Genomic DNA, 14,812 nt, shown 5'->3' on the forward strand with positions numbered 1-14,812 from the left:
CCTTTCGAGTAACGCTTGCGGCATTGCTTGATGGTTTAATTATGCGGGGGGAGCAGCGGACCAACAACCCGACAAACGGGTGATCGTCACCCGATAAAAAGCAACTGAACGCGCAGCATCGCGATGCGGCGAGCGCGCCGAATACCCCCGCGGCGATCCTCCGACAGAGGGAAACCGCCAGGCGGGCATGCCGACGGCGGTTCTTCGAAAGAAAGCGTTTATAGTGTCCGTTCCAACACGAATACGCCGTTAGGCGCCAAATTCGCGATACCGCCGATCGCATGGTCCGTGAGCAGATCGACGTATCCGTCCTCCAGCGATAGCGCGACTCCGCATTCGTTGTGATTGATCACGAAGATCAACTCCCGCCCGTCGTCGCCCTCGCGCCGAACCGCCTCGACTCCCTTCGGCAGGGAGGACAGCACGGGCGTCAACAAGGCAGCTTCGCTTATGCCGTCGAACAACGCGTTCAACGTCGCGCGGTCAAGCTCCGTTCCGATATAATAGGCGCTGCCCGCGCCGTAATCATTGCGGGTAACCGCGGGACAGCCCGCGAAGTAGTCGTTCGTAAACCGGATAATTGCCGACGCCCCCTTCAATTCGACGACGTCGTACCACGTCGCGGCTTGGCCCGCTGCCGGCTCTCGTCCGGTCTCTTCCGCGAACGCCAGCCCGACCGGATGCTCGGGCTCGATAATGCCGTAATCGTCGACTTCGATGCCGAGCAAGCCCGCGAACGGACCCGGCAGGATCTCCGGCAGCATCCGGTTATTCCATTCTTTGGCGCCGGCGCGAAAATCCATCACGACGGTGCCGCCCTCGCGCACATAGTCGTGAATCGCCTGGACGGCCGCGTCCTTGGCCATCATGAAGTTCGGCACGATAAGCAGATCGTAGCCGCCGAATCCGTCCGAATCCGGGGAGATGACGTCGACTTGGATGTTGCGATCGTGAAAATAACGATAATAATCCGCCAAATGATCTTTATAGACGAATCCGCTCGCATGCGGCTGGATTTCGAATGCCCATTCGTTGTGGAAACATTTCACGATCGCGACCTTCGAGCGTACGGTCGTTCCGGCCAACTTCGGCGCCAACCGGGCCAGCTCCTCGCCGACTTGCCGAACCTCCCCGTATTTCCTGCCCGGCTTGCCGTGATGCTGCAGAATGCCATGCCAAAATTCCTCCAGCGCGTACGTTAACGTCCGCCAACGGAAATAGACGATCGCGTCCGCTCCGCGCGCGATGGATTGATACGTCCAGCGCCGAAGCTCTCCCGGCTTCGGCGTCGGCGAGAATGCATAGGTGCACGGCGTGCCGCTCTGATGCTCGAGCACCCAATAATTCATGCCCTTCAGCCCGCGCATCGCGTCATGGTTGATCCCGGTCCGAAAAGGGCGTTCCTCGGGCACCTTTTTCATGATCGGATAGATATCCAGCGAGACGAGATCGAGATCTGCGGACAGGTCGTAATAGTCGAGGTCGTTGAAGCTGCCCATCAGATTCGTCGTAATCGGCTGAACCGGCAAGCAATGCTCGCGAAGGATCCCGATTTGCAGCGCTTGGTAGTCGCGGACCGAGTCGGAAGAGAACCGCCGGAAATCCAGCGCGAGTCCGGGATTATGCCCCTGGTGGACGGAATATGCCGGCAAATGCACTTGCTCCCATGCCGTGAACAGCTGGCTGGAGAAAATCGTGCCCCATGCCTCGTTCAAGCATTCGAGCGTCCCGTATCGCCGTTTCAGCCATACGACGAACGCCGTTTTGCAGCTGTCGCAATAACAGCGCGCGGTGTCGATCGCGCCGAGCTCGTTGTCGATCTGCCAACCGATGATGTCGGGATTGGTGCCGTATCGCCCGGCCATCTCCGTCACGACCCTGCGGGTATACGCACGGTAAGTCGCATTGTTCGCGCAATAGCTGCGCCTCGTTCCGAAACCGCGGACATGCCCTTGATAATCCCGCTGGTAAATATCCGGGTAAAGGTCGAGCAGCCACTTCGGCGGCCCGGCCGTAGGCGTACCCAGAATCGTTCGTATGCCGTAACGGCTGAACAGACCGATCGCTTCGTCCAGCCACCCGAAGTCGAACTCGCCTTCCGCGGGTTCCATCTTGATCCACGCGAACTCCGCCATCCGAACGACGTTAAAGCCCGCTTCCTTCATCATTCGGGCATCGGTTTCCCATCTTTCCCTTACCCAGTGCTCCGGGTAATAACAAGCTCCGAACAGCATTTGCGTTTCCTCCCGAAATCGCCAGAATAAACTTGCGTACTCGGAATTATAGCGAAGCAGCGCTGCCGGGGTAAGCTTCGATAACGCTCCTTTCACCCGTCAAACGAGACATGTTTGCCCCTTCTCCGTTCGTTCGCATGGAAGGTCCGTTCGTTCATCGAACGGGGCCAATGAAAAAAACCGCCAAAGAACGGCGGTTTCTCAGAAAGGTATTTAGATGTCGTTAGGAGACCAACGCTACCGAAGCAGCGCTTCCGCCTGACGGATGATTTCCGCCATGATGTGCGCCGCGCCTTGGCCGCCGGTCAGCATGCGCAAGCCTTGCCCGGCCCACAACGACATATAGTCGGAATTGCTCTGCTGCGCCGCGGCGTTACGGATATCCCGGGTCGCGGAATTTTGCGTCGGGAACGGAAGCGGTTCGAGTCCGCTCTTCTCCCAGGCTTGGATAAACGCGTTCGCTACCCCTCGGGCCGGGCGGCCCGAGAACGCGTTCGTGATCACCGTGCTCTCCTCCGTGCTCGAGAGCAATCGTTCCTGATACGACGGATGCGCTCCGGATTCGAGCGAGGTCAGGAAGCGCGTCCCCAGCTGCACGCCCTGCGCGCCGAGCGCAAGCGCGGCGACGAGCCCGCGGCCGTCCATGATCCCGCCGGCCGCGATAACCGGGATGCGCACGCTGTCGACGATCTGGGGCACCAGCGCCATCGTGCCGATATTGGCCCCCATGGGACGATCCGAGATATCGAACGTCCCGCGATGCCCGCCGGCCTCGCTGCCCTGCGCCACGATCGCATCGCTTCCCGCCCGTTCGGCCAGGAGCGCTTCGTTCACCGTCGTCGCCATGGCGACGATTCGAATGCCCGCGGCTTTCGCCTGCTCGAGCAGAGGCGCGGGAAGGACGCCAAACGCCGTGCTGATCACCGGAACCCGCTCTTCCAACAGCACGGCCGCCTGCCGATCGAAATAATCCGGCGTATGCACGTCTTCTCCCGCAGCCTGCGGAATCCCGAGCCGCTGCCGCATGCCGTTCAGCTCCCGCTGGACTTCCCCGGTTCTCGCATTGTCGTCCGCGGCCCGCAGCGCGAATAGATTCACGCCGAAGGGCGCGCTCGTTAACCCGCGAAGTTCCCGGATCGCGGCGCGTATCGCTTCCGGCTCCATGTAAGCGGCACCCAGCGTGCCCAGCCCCCCGGCGTTGGATACCGCCGCGGCCAAGCGGACGGTGCCGGGTCCTCCTGCCATGCCGGCCAGGAAGACGGGATAGCGAATTCCGAAAATGCGGCAAATTTCCGTATCGAGCTTCATGCTTCTTCCCGTGCTTCCTTCTTCTTGGCGGCCAGCTGCCCGCGGTACTCCAGGGCGGGCAGCCCGCCCCAACCCCAATTATCGGTGTCCACCTCTTCGATCACCACGAAGGTGGATTCGAGGGGCTTGTTCAGCACGTCGCGCAGCAGTTCGCTCGCGCCTTTGATCAGTGCCGCTTTTTCCTCCGCCGTGACGGATTGACGGTCCGGCGTCGTGCCCTCGCGGGTCACTTGAATCGTAACGATCGGCATCGTGAGTCACTCCCGTTCAAGTAGGATAGGGTTTGTCGGTTTACATTTACATTTCCCCGGAAAGCCGCCCGTTATCGCCGTTTCCGCTGTTATCGGCGTAATCCTTTTCGGGAAAAATTCAAGCGGATTGCACCATCCATCTCATCAGTTCATCGGGCGGCTGAAGCCCGGATAAACTGACCTTCCCGTTAATGACGTAGTACGGAACGCCCCGGATACCGAGCAGCTCGGCATCGCGCTGTCCCGCTTCCACCTTGTCGATCCCTTCGCCTTGCGTCAACCGCGCTTTCAGCTCGGCCGCATCGGTACCCAAGACCGCGCCTCCGATCTCCGCCAACACGTCCGCGTCGCCGATGTCGAGACCTTCTTCGAAATACGCCGTGTAGATCCGTTGGATCAATGGCGCCTGCAGCTGCTCCGGCGCGATCGCGATAAGCTGATGCGACAGGACGGTATTAGGCGTGTACTTCACGCGTTCCATATGATAAGTAAGGCCGTAGTTTTCCCCGTATTGATTGTACTGCTTCTTCCTGGCCTCGAATTGCGCGGCCCCGCCTAACTTGCCGATCATGACCCGGCCGTAGTCTTCCCCTTCGGGGCGAATCCCGGGATTCAGCTGAAAGGCATGCCAGCGGACCGTGGCCTTCGCGTCCGGCGGCAATTGCTCGATCGCGGCCAACAAGCTCGTCGTGCCCATCCGGCACCAGGGACAGCTCGTGTCCATGTAGACGTCGACGGTCAGGTTCTTCATTGCGCCGCACCGACCGGTTGTACCGTCTTGAGGTAATGCACGTAGTCGGCGCTGCTCTTCGCCAAACGTTCCGGCGTCACGTTCGAGGTATCGTTCAGCGCGAAGTGGGGCAGGTATTTGGCGCTGATGAAACGGGCAAGCGCCTGAATCGGCCGCAAAATTTCGTCCAGCGGTCCGTTGGATCCGGTTGCTTGGTACGATTCTTCCGTGCCGTAAGTCGAGATCGCGACGCCGATTTCTTTGCCCGCCGTTTTATCGCCTTCCGGACCGTAAGCCCAGCCGTACAGCAGCACGGCATCGAACCATTTCTTGAGCAGCGGCGGCGTGCTGTACCAGTACAGCGGATATTGGAAAATAATCCGGTCATGCGCCTCGATCAAGCGCTGCTCCGCGGCAACGTCGATATTTTCGTCGGGATACGCCTTGTGCAGTTCATGGACGGTGATATCGCCTTGCTCGCGCGCGGCTTTCACCCATGCTTGATTCCAGTTGGATGCTTCGATGTTCGGATGGGTAACGATGACTAGTGTTTTCATTTTAATGGTCTCCATTCATGTTGGTTTTTTTTGAATTTCGGAATCGTTTCAAAAACGTCGCGCGTCTCTTGTCTACCTATTAAAAGATAGAATTTTTCGTTAAAAATATCCGCCCCCTAAGCCAAGCGGATATCCATCCACATCGGCAATCTTGTCAAACCGGCCCCGTACCAACCAATTGGCATCGAACAATCCGCGCCGGATTTGCGTGTTTTGTTTTTGTTCATGTTTGTATTCTATCTTCTAGTAGATAGCCTGTCAACATCCAATTTATGCGTATAAACGAATGACGATCAGTCAATACTTGAGACACCTCTGCGAGGAAAGGAGCGCTGCGCGTAGATGGAGACAACCGAGAAAATCACCGGATCCCAGTTAGGTTTTTTGCTGTTCACGTTCATCGTTTCCACGAATATGCTCACCGTTCCCGGAATTATAACGATGTTTGCCAAACAAGACGCCTGGATATCGGTTTTCCCTTCCACGATCTGCGGTTTGGTCAGTATTTGGGTGATGATCGCGCTGTCCAAGCGTTACCCGGGATTGACGATCATCCAGTACAGCTCGAAAATCGTCGGTAATTGGTTGGGGCCTGTCATCGCGCTTAATTACCTGTATTACTGGTTCGTGTCGATCACGACGATTACCACGCAGCATACGGGATTCATTACTACGCTTCTGCTGCCGCGAAGCCCCTCCACAGTAGCCAGTCTGACGTTCCTGATCTTATGCGGTTTGGCCGCGCTGGCGGGAATCGAAGTGATCGCGCGGGCCAATGAGTTTCTTAGTGTGCTCATTCTGGCTTTTTTGATTCCGCTCTTGATTCTGACGACCGGAGAAGCGGATTTCGCCGCAATCAAGCCGATCTTGGCGGAAGGATTAAAGCCCGTCTTGCAAGGCATGGTCAGCCCGGCAGGCGGATTCATGAATCAGCTCTTCATATTGGGATGGCTGCTTCCTTATTTGAACCAGCCTAAGAAAGCCCTCAAGGTATCGCTGATCGCGCTTGCGGGCATTGCCGTTCTTATGTTTGCCATCGTTTTATTGACGATCATGGTTCTCGGTCCGTTGACGAGCAAGCTGACCTACTCTTTCCTTAGCGTCGTCCAATATATCGGCATTCCCGGTTCCTTCGAACGGTTGGAGGCGCTTGCGGTTTCCTTGTGGGTAATGGGATGCTTCGTGAAGGTATCCGTATCGCTGTTTATTTTATGTCTGAGCGTCAGCCAGCTTCTCAAATTGCGTCATTATCGCGACTTCATATTTCCGATTACCCTGTTATCTCTTTTGGGATCGGTGTTGATATTCAAAAACGGGGCGGAGCTTCTGAATTATCTGGCGTTTACGTTCCCGCTCTTGGCCTTCTTCAACCAAAGCTTCTTGCCGTTGGCGCTTCTGGCGATCGACTCGATGAAAAGAAAGGCCGGGCAACTACGGCTTTAATAAGAACTTCCCAAGGGGCTCCAACAGCATCCTGGCCGGAGCGGTAAAGCTCGGCAGATCGATCCGCGCGATGACCAAGGAACCGACGATACCGGCCATTCCCATCAGTACGCCGTACACGGCCGCATCTTTAGTTCTGCGCTCGCTCTGCATGGCACGCATCCGAACGACGGACCATACCGCCAATATAATGACGTAGCCCGCGATTTGCGCAATCATTTTTTGATCTCCTTTTCGTTTAATTGCAGCGGCGGCCCGCCTACGCCGACCCCGTTCAATCTCAGCTTCGCGGCAACCGAAAGGTCGACTTGGGGATATTTCGCGTCCCATTGTCCCTTTAACGATTTCCACTGCTTCGGCTTATTGCGGTAAATTTCTTGGCCGAAACCCACGCTATCCACTTTGTATTGCTTTTGGACTTTAAGCATCGCATCCCGAACCTGCTTCTCGATCGTTGCCTCCAACGCCCGCTCCGCAAGCGCCAGATACTTCGGCCGACTGACATCGAGCGGAGTATTGTTTTCGATCAGGCTTCCTTCCGCCAGCAGGTGAATCTTCAATTTGACGATATCGCCTTTTATATCCACGACGATTTTTCGTTCCGCGTGATAGACCATCGCTCCGACCAGTCCGCCGCCTTCCGGTAAATATGCGTCGACCCTCCCGCTCTTCATCCGACCGGTAGCCCACATGAAACCGTTCGTCTCGTCTCCGTTCAAGAACCCGACAACCTTCAGATCCTTCTTCAAGATGGCCGATCCGGAGAGCCTGAACAGGTTCTTTTTGCTTTGCTTTGCCTTTGTTCCTTCCAAATCGTCCACGGCCTCGATAACGCCCATGACCGGGCTGATGCCTTCGCTTGAGGACGCAATGAAAAAGTCGCGCATGGTCACCGCCAATTCGCTTCGCAGCATTTCCATTTCCTTGATCGCTTCGACGGGCACTTGCTCGAAGGGGTATTTCGTTTCGAGAAGTTCCCGTCCCGTCCCTCCCTTTACCATCATGATATAGGTTCTCAACCGTTGCCGCGGATCGTGATTGTACACGTCGAGAATATCGTTGATCCCATGTCTGCCTAAGGATTCGCCAATGAAAATGACGCTGCGGTGAGACGTGAACAACCGGCGGGAGCTCTTGTTCTGAATCTTCCGAAACGCTTCGTTGGCATCCTTGCCCGTGGCGGACACGACAAAAAACTTCTCGCGCTGGCTGCCTCCCCCGTTCCCCGGCCCCCCAAGACCGGAGGTCGGGACGGCGATCTGAAGCGATAACAGATAGTCGCCGTTATCCGTTAAATCAAACGCCGAGCCCGTGATAAACGCAAGGTCGTTAATCTCCGTTCTGTCCCAACAGCCGCTTGTCAACAATAAGGCGGACAGCAAGCCGACGTGCAGGAATGCTTTCATGCTGACGTTCCTTCCTCGTTGTTCTTGGCGGACTGCTTTCATCGCGCCGGCCCCGGTTCCTGTCCGGACGGTTCGCGAAGCGGATCGTTCGTTCCCGTCGTCCGCGGACGGCGGGTCTTCGCCCATATGGGTACCCGTATCATGATATCCTTCACATTTACGCCTTTAAGCGGTGCCAGGGAATTAAAATAAGGCACGCCGAACGAACGCAAGGACGCCAAATGCAGCAGGATGCCGAGGAATCCGAGCACGATTCCGTACAGGCCGAGCGTTCCGGCCAGGAACAGCATCGGAAAGCGCAGCAGCCGGATGCCGTTCGCAAAGCTATAGCGCGGAATCGTAAACGCCGCGATCCCGGTGATCGATACGATAATGACGACCGGCGCGGATATGATTCCCGCCTGCACCGCCGCCTGGCCGATGACCAATGCCCCTACGATGCTGATCGCTTGGCCGATTTGCTTGGGCAAACGTATTCCCGCTTCCCGCAAGGCCTCGAATATGATTTCCATCAAGAAAGCTTCGACCAGCGCCGGGAAAGGAACGGCCTCCCGGGAGGATGCGATGCTCAGCACGAGATTCGTCGGAATCATTTCCTGGTGGTAGGTCGTAACGGCCACATAGAGCGGGGGAGCGAATACGGCGATGAAGATGAAGAGAAATCGAATCCAGCGCACGAACGTCGCGATGGGCCACCGGATATAATAATCCTCGCTCGCTTGAAGCCCCGTCCAGAACGTCATGGGAACGATCAGAACGAACGGCGTGTTATCGACCAGAATGGCTATTTTCCCTTCCAATAGCTCGGCCGCCACCACGTCGGGCCGTTCCGTGCTATGCACTTGCGGGAAGGGCGAGTAGGGCAAATCCTCGATAAATTCCTCGATGTAGCCAGAATCGAGAATGCCGTCGATTTGGATCCGCGTGACCCTTTCCCGTACTTCCTCGACCAACGATTCGGATACGATGCCCGAGATATAGGCCATGACGACCTGGGTTTGGGTCAGCTCTCCGATCGTCGCGGATTCCGTTTTGAGCCGCAAGGTTTTAAGCCTGTTGCGCAGCAGGCCGATATTGGTTGACAGATTCTCGTTGAAGCCGTCCCGCGGACCGCGAATGACGGGCTCGGACGAGGGCTCTTCGAGGCTTCGCTGCTTGCTGCCGTTCGCCTTGACCGTCAGGGCGTGGCTGTCCGACCCCGCAAGGATGGCGGCATGACCGCATAACACGTCGCGAACGATGTCGGCAACTTCCGATCTCACATGCGTCGCGCCGACGGAGACCATCTCGTCATCCAGCGCTTCCGCCTTCTCGTCGGCAATCGCTTGGCGTTCGTGCCGCGAGACGGATTCGCCTGCTTCGAGCGCGGCATGCCTAGCCAGCAGCGGTTTCAAGATCTGGTCGTCGATCGTCTTCTCGTCGATCAGCGTTTCAAAATAGAGGACCAGCCAGCGAGCTTCTCCAGCCAGCCGCACCTTGCGAAATACGATGTCGGCGTTGTTTTCGAACAGCTTTCTAAGCATCGCTTCATTTTGTTCGATATCGGGCGCTAACTTGCCTTGGGCTTCAACCTCGGCATGCTCGTCCGCTGAAATATTCGGAAACGCGGGTTTATTGCGCGTCCATTTCCTGAACCGATTCACCGATTAAGCCCCCCGAAAACACTGATGACTATATTTTCCCATGTTCCGCGAGAACTATTCTTGCGCTGCATGGGACGGATGCCGGAGGACGGTTGATCGGGATGGGATGGATGGCCGGGAATAGCTGGCGGAGGATGGCGGCGAAGCACGGCTGCCTCGTTCGTTGCGGGCTTTAAAATAGCAAAGAAGGCGTCCCTAGCCTGCGGCTTTCGGGACACCTTCACCGTGCAACGATTTTTTAAGAGGCTTTCAATACTTTCAGCATCGCGGAGACGACGCCGACGTGATTCAGCATATGCAGCACCGTGGAGACGATCAATTCGTCGATCGTTTCCGCCTTGAGGAAGTTCGGCTTCACGGGCAGATCCAGCTTGTCCTGCAAGGACTCGCGGATCAGATAACGCTGTTCCTTCAGCTGCGCGATCAAGACTTCCCACGCAGGCGGTTCTTCCTGCCAATCCGCGGGCTTCGTGCCGTACGCGAATAACGCCTGGTAGCGCTCCGGCAGAACCTTGGGCTGCTCCGAGAGAGCGAAGACATGGAACTCGGTAACGGTGAGCACATGCCCGACATGCCAATGGATATGGTTGTTAAACCCTTTGGGGATCACGCGGCGCTTGTCCTCCGGGCATTGCTCGAACAATTCGATCAGCACGTTCAGCCGGCTGTCCAGCAGTTCGAAAATAAACGCGTTCCTCATTGTTCCTCCCCCCCCTCGAAAGTTTTGGCGTATTCGCCGTATCCTTGCTGCGCGAGCTGGTCTACGGGTACGAATCGCAGGGACGCGGAATTCGTGCAGAAGCGCAATCCCGTCGGCTCGGGCCCGTCGTTGAACACGTCGCCGATGAAGGAATCCGCATGCTTGCTCCGCACCTGGGTCGTGGACGAGAATACCCCGCCGGCTTCGCGGTACACGACGTTGCCCGGCTCGAGCGGCCTCATGAAGCTGGTCCAGCCCGTGCCCGCGTCGAATTTATCCTTCGAGCTGAAGAGGGGCTCGCCCGATACGATATCCACGTAGATGCCTTCTTCCTTGCTGTCCCAATATTCGTTCTTATACGGCGGCTCGTCCTGGTCATGCTGGGTGACGTCGTATTGAAGCTTCGTCAGCGATTTGAGGCTTGCCGCTTTGTCGATCTGCGCATAACGGCTTTCAAGCTCCTTCATGATGCGGTCATCTCCCCAGACGCGATCCAAGAAGGCGTCCCGGCCGGAACCGGCCATGTTGCTTCGGAAGCCCGCCGGATTCGTCTTGTAGAAATCCTGATGCTCGTCCTCGGCTTTATAAAACGCCGCGGCGGGCGTTATTTTCGTCACGAGCGGCTTGGCGAATTTGCCCTGCGCGGCCAAGGCCGCTTTCGACGCTTCCGCCGATGCTCGCTGCGCTTCGCCGTCGTAGAAGATGACCGAGCGGTACTCCGTGCCGCGATCGCCGAATTGGCCGTTCGCGTCCGTCGGATCCGTGTTGCGCCAGAACACCTGGAGCAGCTCGTCGTACGTGATCCGATCCGGATCGTACTTCACCTGCACGGCTTCGAGATGTCCCGTCGTGCCGGAAGACACCTTCGCGTAAGAAGGATCGGACGTATGTCCGCCCGTATATCCGGTGACCACGCTCACTACGCCGTCGAGCTGCTCGAACGGCTCCTCCTCGCTCCAGAAACAGCCTCCGGCAAAAACGGCGGTCTCGTACTTCCCGTTGTCCGTGAATTGCTCCAGCTGATTCCGCAGTCCCGAGGCCTCCGCGGTACCGCGTTCATGCGCCGGGGCATACGCGAAGTACAAGACCACGGCCGCCAAACCGACGGGCAGCGCCAATCGTTTCCAATTCAGTTTCATTACCCTTCACCTCCGCGGGATCATCAAGGCTGCGCATGCGCGCTTAATAGTTCAAGAAGCAATTGATTTCGAAAAAAGATCCAACCACCAGCACGGCGAGCAGAGACACCGTCATGATCCGCAGCTTGAAGCTTGTTTTTTTCTCCGCCATCACGTTCACTCTCCTTTTGCGAATTGGCTTTGCGGGAGGTTTGCGAGGCGCATCCTCCTCGTTTCCTTGCCCTTTGATCTTAACAAGGAACGCGCGGCGGCAAATCTATGGAAAGTCATGAATTCACGCAAAAAAAGGCATCGCTTTCGGTCATCGGTCATGATCAATCTCATGCCCTATGCCAAAAGTAATGCCCTGCCTCTTCAAATGGAATAGCGAACCGAAAACAAAGCCGCCTGCGTTCTGTCGCGCAGCCCGAGCTTCGCGATCAGATTGGATACGTGATTCTTCGCCGTGCCTTCCGTTATCGTCAGCGATTCCGCGATTTCCTTGTTATTGAAGCCTTGCCCGAGCAAGACGAGTATCTCTTTCTCCCGGTCGGTCAGCGTCGTCAATCCGCTCGGCGCGTCATTGCTTAACGGATGCGCCTTATCCGGATTCCACGCCGACATTTTTTTCATTTCCTGCAGCAGCACGTCCGTTATTTCCGGCTGGAGCACCGTGCCTCCGTTGTGTACCGTCTGAATCGCGCTTACGATCGCCTCTGCCGGCAGGTCCTTCAACAGGTAACCATGGACGCCTTTCTCCAACACGCGCAGGATCAATTCCGCATCGTCGAACGTGGTCAGGATCAACACCTTCGTGTCCGGAAAATGCTTGAGAATCAGCTCCGCGCCTTCCACGCCGTCCATGCCCGGCATGCGAATATCCATCAGCACCACGTCCGGCCGCTTCTCCACGACCTGCGAATAGGCATCCCGTCCGTCCACCGCCGTGCCGATGACCTCCATGCCCGTTTCCAAGCCGATGATGGTCGCGAGCCCCTCCCGCATGAGCCGTTGATCGTCTACTATCAGAATCCTCAATTGCTTATTCGCTCCGTTTCCGCCGCGGAATAAGGGAAATGGACTTCAACGGCGAAGCCCGTTCGCCGATCCGCCCCGATATGCGCTTCCCCGTTCCACTCTCGTACTCGTTCTTGCAAGTTAATGATCCCGAAGCCCGGCTTGAACGACGCGGGCACGTCGCCGTCATTGCGGATGCTGAGCGAAAATCCGCGCTCGGAATAGGCCAGCAGGATCGCGGCCTTTCTCGCGTGCCCGTGCTTCTGGGCATTCGTGAGCGATTCCTGCGCGATGCGGTAAGCCGTCATTTGCAGCTCGCCGGGCAGCGCGACCGGCGTTCCGGCCACCTCGAGGGTCGTCTGCACCTCCGCCAATTTGGTGAACTCCCGCGCCAGCGTCTCCAGTCTTTCTCCCAAGGCGGTCGATCGGATCGGTTCGTCCCGAATCGCCCTGACCGACAGCCGGATCTCCTGCAAGGAAGAGCGGATCAAGTCCTCGCATTCGAGATACGTTCGTTCGCTGCGCTGGGGATCCGGCTTGCTCAGCTTGCGCGCCGCCTGCATTTGAACCAGCAGCGCCGTCAGCTTATGGCCTACCGTATCATGAATGTCCCGCGCGATGCGTACCCGCTCCCTGGCCGCTCCCCATTCTTCCGTCTGAAGCGCGTACTCCTGCAGCCGCGCATGGGATTGCATCAATTGCGCGTACAGCCGCAGCGCGTTCTTGCGCGCGTCCCGATAGAAATTCACGAGTACGCTCACGATACCGGCGAAAACGATGAACGAGCCGGTCGTAAAATAACCGATTTCATCGAACTGCCCGTATAAATGCCAATCGATGCTCCCCATCGTGACCACGTACAAGATCAGCAGCAGCAAGCAGGTCAGGATCAGCGCCCGTGTATTCTTCATGAACATCAAGATCGCCAAGGCCGTAATTCCGATAAAGAGGTGAGTGGGGAAATTCCCCCCGATATAGACGTAACCGTACGAAGCCGACACCAGGAAGTCGATGATGAGCAGATGAAACAGCCAATTCCGCTGCTTGTTCAATTTGAAATAGAAGAGATTGACGAACAGGAAGGCCGCTAACGAAAAAAGCACAAAGCTCAATCGCCAAAAAATCGCAATCGAATGCTCGAAATAAAAAATGCCGGAAAGCGCCAAATCAAACGCGAACTTCAACGTGAAAATCAGCTTCCATGTCAAGGGATGCCATCTTATTCCATCGGTTTCCGTGCTGTCGAAGGGTCGTTTCATCGCTTCACGGCTTCTTTCTATCGGCGTCATGATAAGAGGATCACCATGCTTTCTGTCTGGATGCCTTCTTAACTTACCACGACGGTTTTGCTAAAATCAATCGGCCGCTCTTACATGCGGCACTGCCGGCGGTATTCCGACGGCGTCAATCCGATGTGCTTGCGAAAGTTTTTGGACAGCACGTGGATGCTGGAATACCCGTATTTCTCCGCGATCTGCGTGATCGACGCGTCCGACTGCCGCAGGTCGCACTTGATCCGATGCAGCTTGCGCCGGGTCATGTAGTGCTTGGGCGACAAGCCCGTCTCTTCGCGAAACAAAGCGTAGAACCGGCTGCGCTTCAGTCCGACCTGCGCCGCGTACAGGACCAGCTCGGGCTCCTCGATTTCCGTCCGGCTCGCGAGCAGCTTCAGCAGCTCCCGGATGCGGGGGTCTCCGCCGCTGCTCGATTCCTTGCACGTCGTCGACAGGAAGAAGGAAAGAAAGACTTGGAATTCGCCGCGGAGGCGGATCGCCTCCCCCATCCCGGTACCGCCGCCGATCCGTCCGGGAATCGTAATGAACCGGTCATGGTAGGAAAGCCACAGCGGCAAATTCGCGACCGCGGACACGGGCTCGATGCCGATCGCCGGCTCCTCGTCCATGTACATGGGGATTGGGGCCGAATGGGCGGAAACGCCGTGAAAAAACTGACCTTCGCGGGCGAACGGGCGCCGAAGCGGGTTCCAATCGAAATACGCGGTCCGATGAACCATGGGTTCCGGATCGGACGCCTGCCAGCGATGCGTTTTGCCGGCCGGGATATAGACGAGCGTCCCCGCCTTCATCGGATAGACCCGGCCATCCATGCGCAGGGAACCTTCTCCCGCCTCCACGATGATGATGGCGTTCATGTACGCGACCCGTTCCGGCGACGCTTCGTTCGGATAGAACGCGTACCGCTGGGCGAACAACAGAAAAGGGTGAAGGTGAAGGGCAGTCGGGTCGATCAATGCCTGCTCATTGCCGTCGTAGGCAGCGCTCATCCAGGATTCCTCCTTCAACCGTTCGGGTTCCGGCCGTTCGTAACGGATTCTCTCTCATTATAAAACCGCCCGCGCGAGCGGGACAAGCCTGCGTCCCGGCCGCGCGGGCGGCGATGGCCGG

The 14,812-nt window shown here is 57.3% G+C and carries 14 protein-coding genes; 1 reads left to right on the forward strand and 13 read right to left on the reverse strand.

The window, feature by feature from the left end; genetic code table 11:
* Positions 1 to 218: 218 nt before the first annotated feature.
* The 5 genes from AC50YL_RS15485 to AC50YL_RS15505 all read right to left on the reverse strand — a co-directional run bounded on the left by AC50YL_RS15485 (position 219) and on the right by AC50YL_RS15505 (position 5,080).
* Positions 219 to 2,234 carry a beta-galactosidase gene (locus AC50YL_RS15485; protein WP_494833095.1) on the reverse strand — a complete coding sequence of 672 codons (2,016 nt, stop codon included), beginning with the start codon at positions 2,232 to 2,234 and terminating at the stop codon, positions 219 to 221.
* Between the two features lie 237 nt (positions 2,235 to 2,471).
* Positions 2,472 to 3,542 carry an NAD(P)H-dependent flavin oxidoreductase gene (locus AC50YL_RS15490; protein WP_494833096.1) on the reverse strand — a complete coding sequence of 357 codons (1,071 nt, stop codon included), beginning with the start codon at positions 3,540 to 3,542 and terminating at the stop codon, positions 2,472 to 2,474.
* Positions 3,539 to 3,793 (reverse strand): tautomerase family protein, encoded by a 255-nt coding sequence (locus AC50YL_RS15495; protein WP_494833097.1) that lies wholly within the window; start codon positions 3,791 to 3,793, stop codon positions 3,539 to 3,541. The genes AC50YL_RS15490 and AC50YL_RS15495 overlap by 4 nt, the downstream gene beginning before the upstream one ends.
* 118 nt (positions 3,794 to 3,911) lie before the next feature.
* On the reverse strand, positions 3,912 to 4,544 hold the full coding sequence (locus AC50YL_RS15500) for a DsbA family oxidoreductase (RefSeq protein WP_494833098.1): 633 nt from the start codon (positions 4,542 to 4,544) through the stop codon (positions 3,912 to 3,914).
* On the reverse strand, positions 4,541 to 5,080 hold the full coding sequence (locus AC50YL_RS15505; protein WP_494833099.1) for an NAD(P)H-dependent oxidoreductase: 540 nt from the start codon (positions 5,078 to 5,080) through the stop codon (positions 4,541 to 4,543). Before AC50YL_RS15505 ends, AC50YL_RS15500 begins: the two co-directional genes overlap by 4 nt.
* 342 nt (positions 5,081 to 5,422) lie before the next feature.
* Here AC50YL_RS15505 and AC50YL_RS15510 point away from each other — a divergent pair, with 342 nt between their 5' ends.
* Positions 5,423 to 6,523 carry a GerAB/ArcD/ProY family transporter gene (locus AC50YL_RS15510; protein WP_494833100.1) on the forward strand — a complete coding sequence of 367 codons (1,101 nt, stop codon included), beginning with the start codon at positions 5,423 to 5,425 and terminating at the stop codon, positions 6,521 to 6,523.
* On the opposite strand, the gene AC50YL_RS15515 is transcribed toward AC50YL_RS15510, so the two are convergent.
* The 8 genes from AC50YL_RS15515 to AC50YL_RS15550 form a co-directional block, all read right to left on the reverse strand.
* Positions 6,512 to 6,742 carry a hypothetical protein gene (locus AC50YL_RS15515; protein WP_494833101.1) on the reverse strand — a complete coding sequence of 77 codons (231 nt, stop codon included), beginning with the start codon at positions 6,740 to 6,742 and terminating at the stop codon, positions 6,512 to 6,514. The genes AC50YL_RS15510 and AC50YL_RS15515 overlap by 12 nt on opposite strands.
* Positions 6,739 to 7,929, reverse strand: a complete 1,191-nt coding sequence (locus AC50YL_RS15520) for a Ger(x)C family spore germination protein (RefSeq protein ID WP_494833102.1) — start codon at positions 7,927 to 7,929, stop codon at positions 6,739 to 6,741. The genes AC50YL_RS15515 and AC50YL_RS15520 overlap by 4 nt, the downstream gene beginning before the upstream one ends.
* A 38-nt stretch (positions 7,930 to 7,967) precedes the next feature.
* Positions 7,968 to 9,572, reverse strand: a complete 1,605-nt coding sequence (locus AC50YL_RS15525) for a spore germination protein (RefSeq protein ID WP_494833103.1) — start codon at positions 9,570 to 9,572, stop codon at positions 7,968 to 7,970.
* Positions 9,573 to 9,810: 238 nt separating this feature from the next.
* Positions 9,811 to 10,272, reverse strand: a complete 462-nt coding sequence (locus AC50YL_RS15530; RefSeq protein ID WP_494833104.1) for a DinB family protein — start codon at positions 10,270 to 10,272, stop codon at positions 9,811 to 9,813.
* The gene (gene msrA, locus AC50YL_RS15535; RefSeq protein ID WP_494833105.1) at positions 10,269 to 11,411 is read right to left on the reverse strand and encodes a peptide-methionine (S)-S-oxide reductase MsrA; all 1,143 of its coding nucleotides are present in this window, start codon (positions 11,409 to 11,411) and stop codon (positions 10,269 to 10,271) included. The genes AC50YL_RS15530 and msrA overlap by 4 nt, the downstream gene beginning before the upstream one ends.
* A gap of 354 nt (positions 11,412 to 11,765) precedes the next feature.
* On the reverse strand, positions 11,766 to 12,428 hold the full coding sequence (locus tag AC50YL_RS15540; RefSeq protein WP_494833106.1) for a response regulator transcription factor: 663 nt from the start codon (positions 12,426 to 12,428) through the stop codon (positions 11,766 to 11,768).
* Complete coding sequence (locus AC50YL_RS15545) at positions 12,425 to 13,615, reverse strand: sensor histidine kinase (RefSeq protein ID WP_494833107.1); 1,191 nt, start codon at positions 13,613 to 13,615, stop codon at positions 12,425 to 12,427. The genes AC50YL_RS15540 and AC50YL_RS15545 overlap by 4 nt, the downstream gene beginning before the upstream one ends.
* Positions 13,616 to 13,776: 161 nt before the next feature.
* Positions 13,777 to 14,691: an AraC family transcriptional regulator gene (locus AC50YL_RS15550; protein ID WP_494833108.1), complete on the reverse strand. Its 915-nt coding sequence runs from the start codon at positions 14,689 to 14,691 to the stop codon at positions 13,777 to 13,779.
* Positions 14,692 to 14,812 lie beyond the last annotated feature (121 nt).

Source organism: Paenibacillus sp. J22P277, assembly GCF_059383675.1.

Bases quoted from the DNA above. Each gene is read 5' to 3' on its own strand.
- AC50YL_RS15550 (WP_494833108.1), bottom strand. From the start codon at position 14,691: ATGAGCGCTGCCTACGACGGCAATGAGCAGGCATTGATCGACCCGACT.
- AC50YL_RS15485 (WP_494833095.1), bottom strand. From the start codon at position 2,234: ATGCTGTTCGGAGCTTGTTATTACCCGGAGCACTGGGTAAGGGAAAGA.
- AC50YL_RS15505 (WP_494833099.1), bottom strand. From the start codon at position 5,080: ATGAAAACACTAGTCATCGTTACCCATCCGAACATCGAAGCATCCAAC.
- AC50YL_RS15510 (WP_494833100.1), top strand. From the start codon at position 5,423: ATGGAGACAACCGAGAAAATCACCGGATCCCAGTTAGGTTTTTTGCTG.
- AC50YL_RS15495 (WP_494833097.1), bottom strand. From the start codon at position 3,793: ATGCCGATCGTTACGATTCAAGTGACCCGCGAGGGCACGACGCCGGAC.
- msrA (WP_494833105.1), bottom strand. From the start codon at position 11,411: ATGAAACTGAATTGGAAACGATTGGCGCTGCCCGTCGGTTTGGCGGCC.
- AC50YL_RS15500 (WP_494833098.1), bottom strand. From the start codon at position 4,544: ATGAAGAACCTGACCGTCGACGTCTACATGGACACGAGCTGTCCCTGG.
- AC50YL_RS15530 (WP_494833104.1), bottom strand. From the start codon at position 10,272: ATGAGGAACGCGTTTATTTTCGAACTGCTGGACAGCCGGCTGAACGTG.
- AC50YL_RS15490 (WP_494833096.1), bottom strand. From the start codon at position 3,542: ATGAAGCTCGATACGGAAATTTGCCGCATTTTCGGAATTCGCTATCCC.
- AC50YL_RS15515 (WP_494833101.1), bottom strand. From the start codon at position 6,742: ATGATTGCGCAAATCGCGGGCTACGTCATTATATTGGCGGTATGGTCC.
- AC50YL_RS15520 (WP_494833102.1), bottom strand. From the start codon at position 7,929: ATGAAAGCATTCCTGCACGTCGGCTTGCTGTCCGCCTTATTGTTGACA.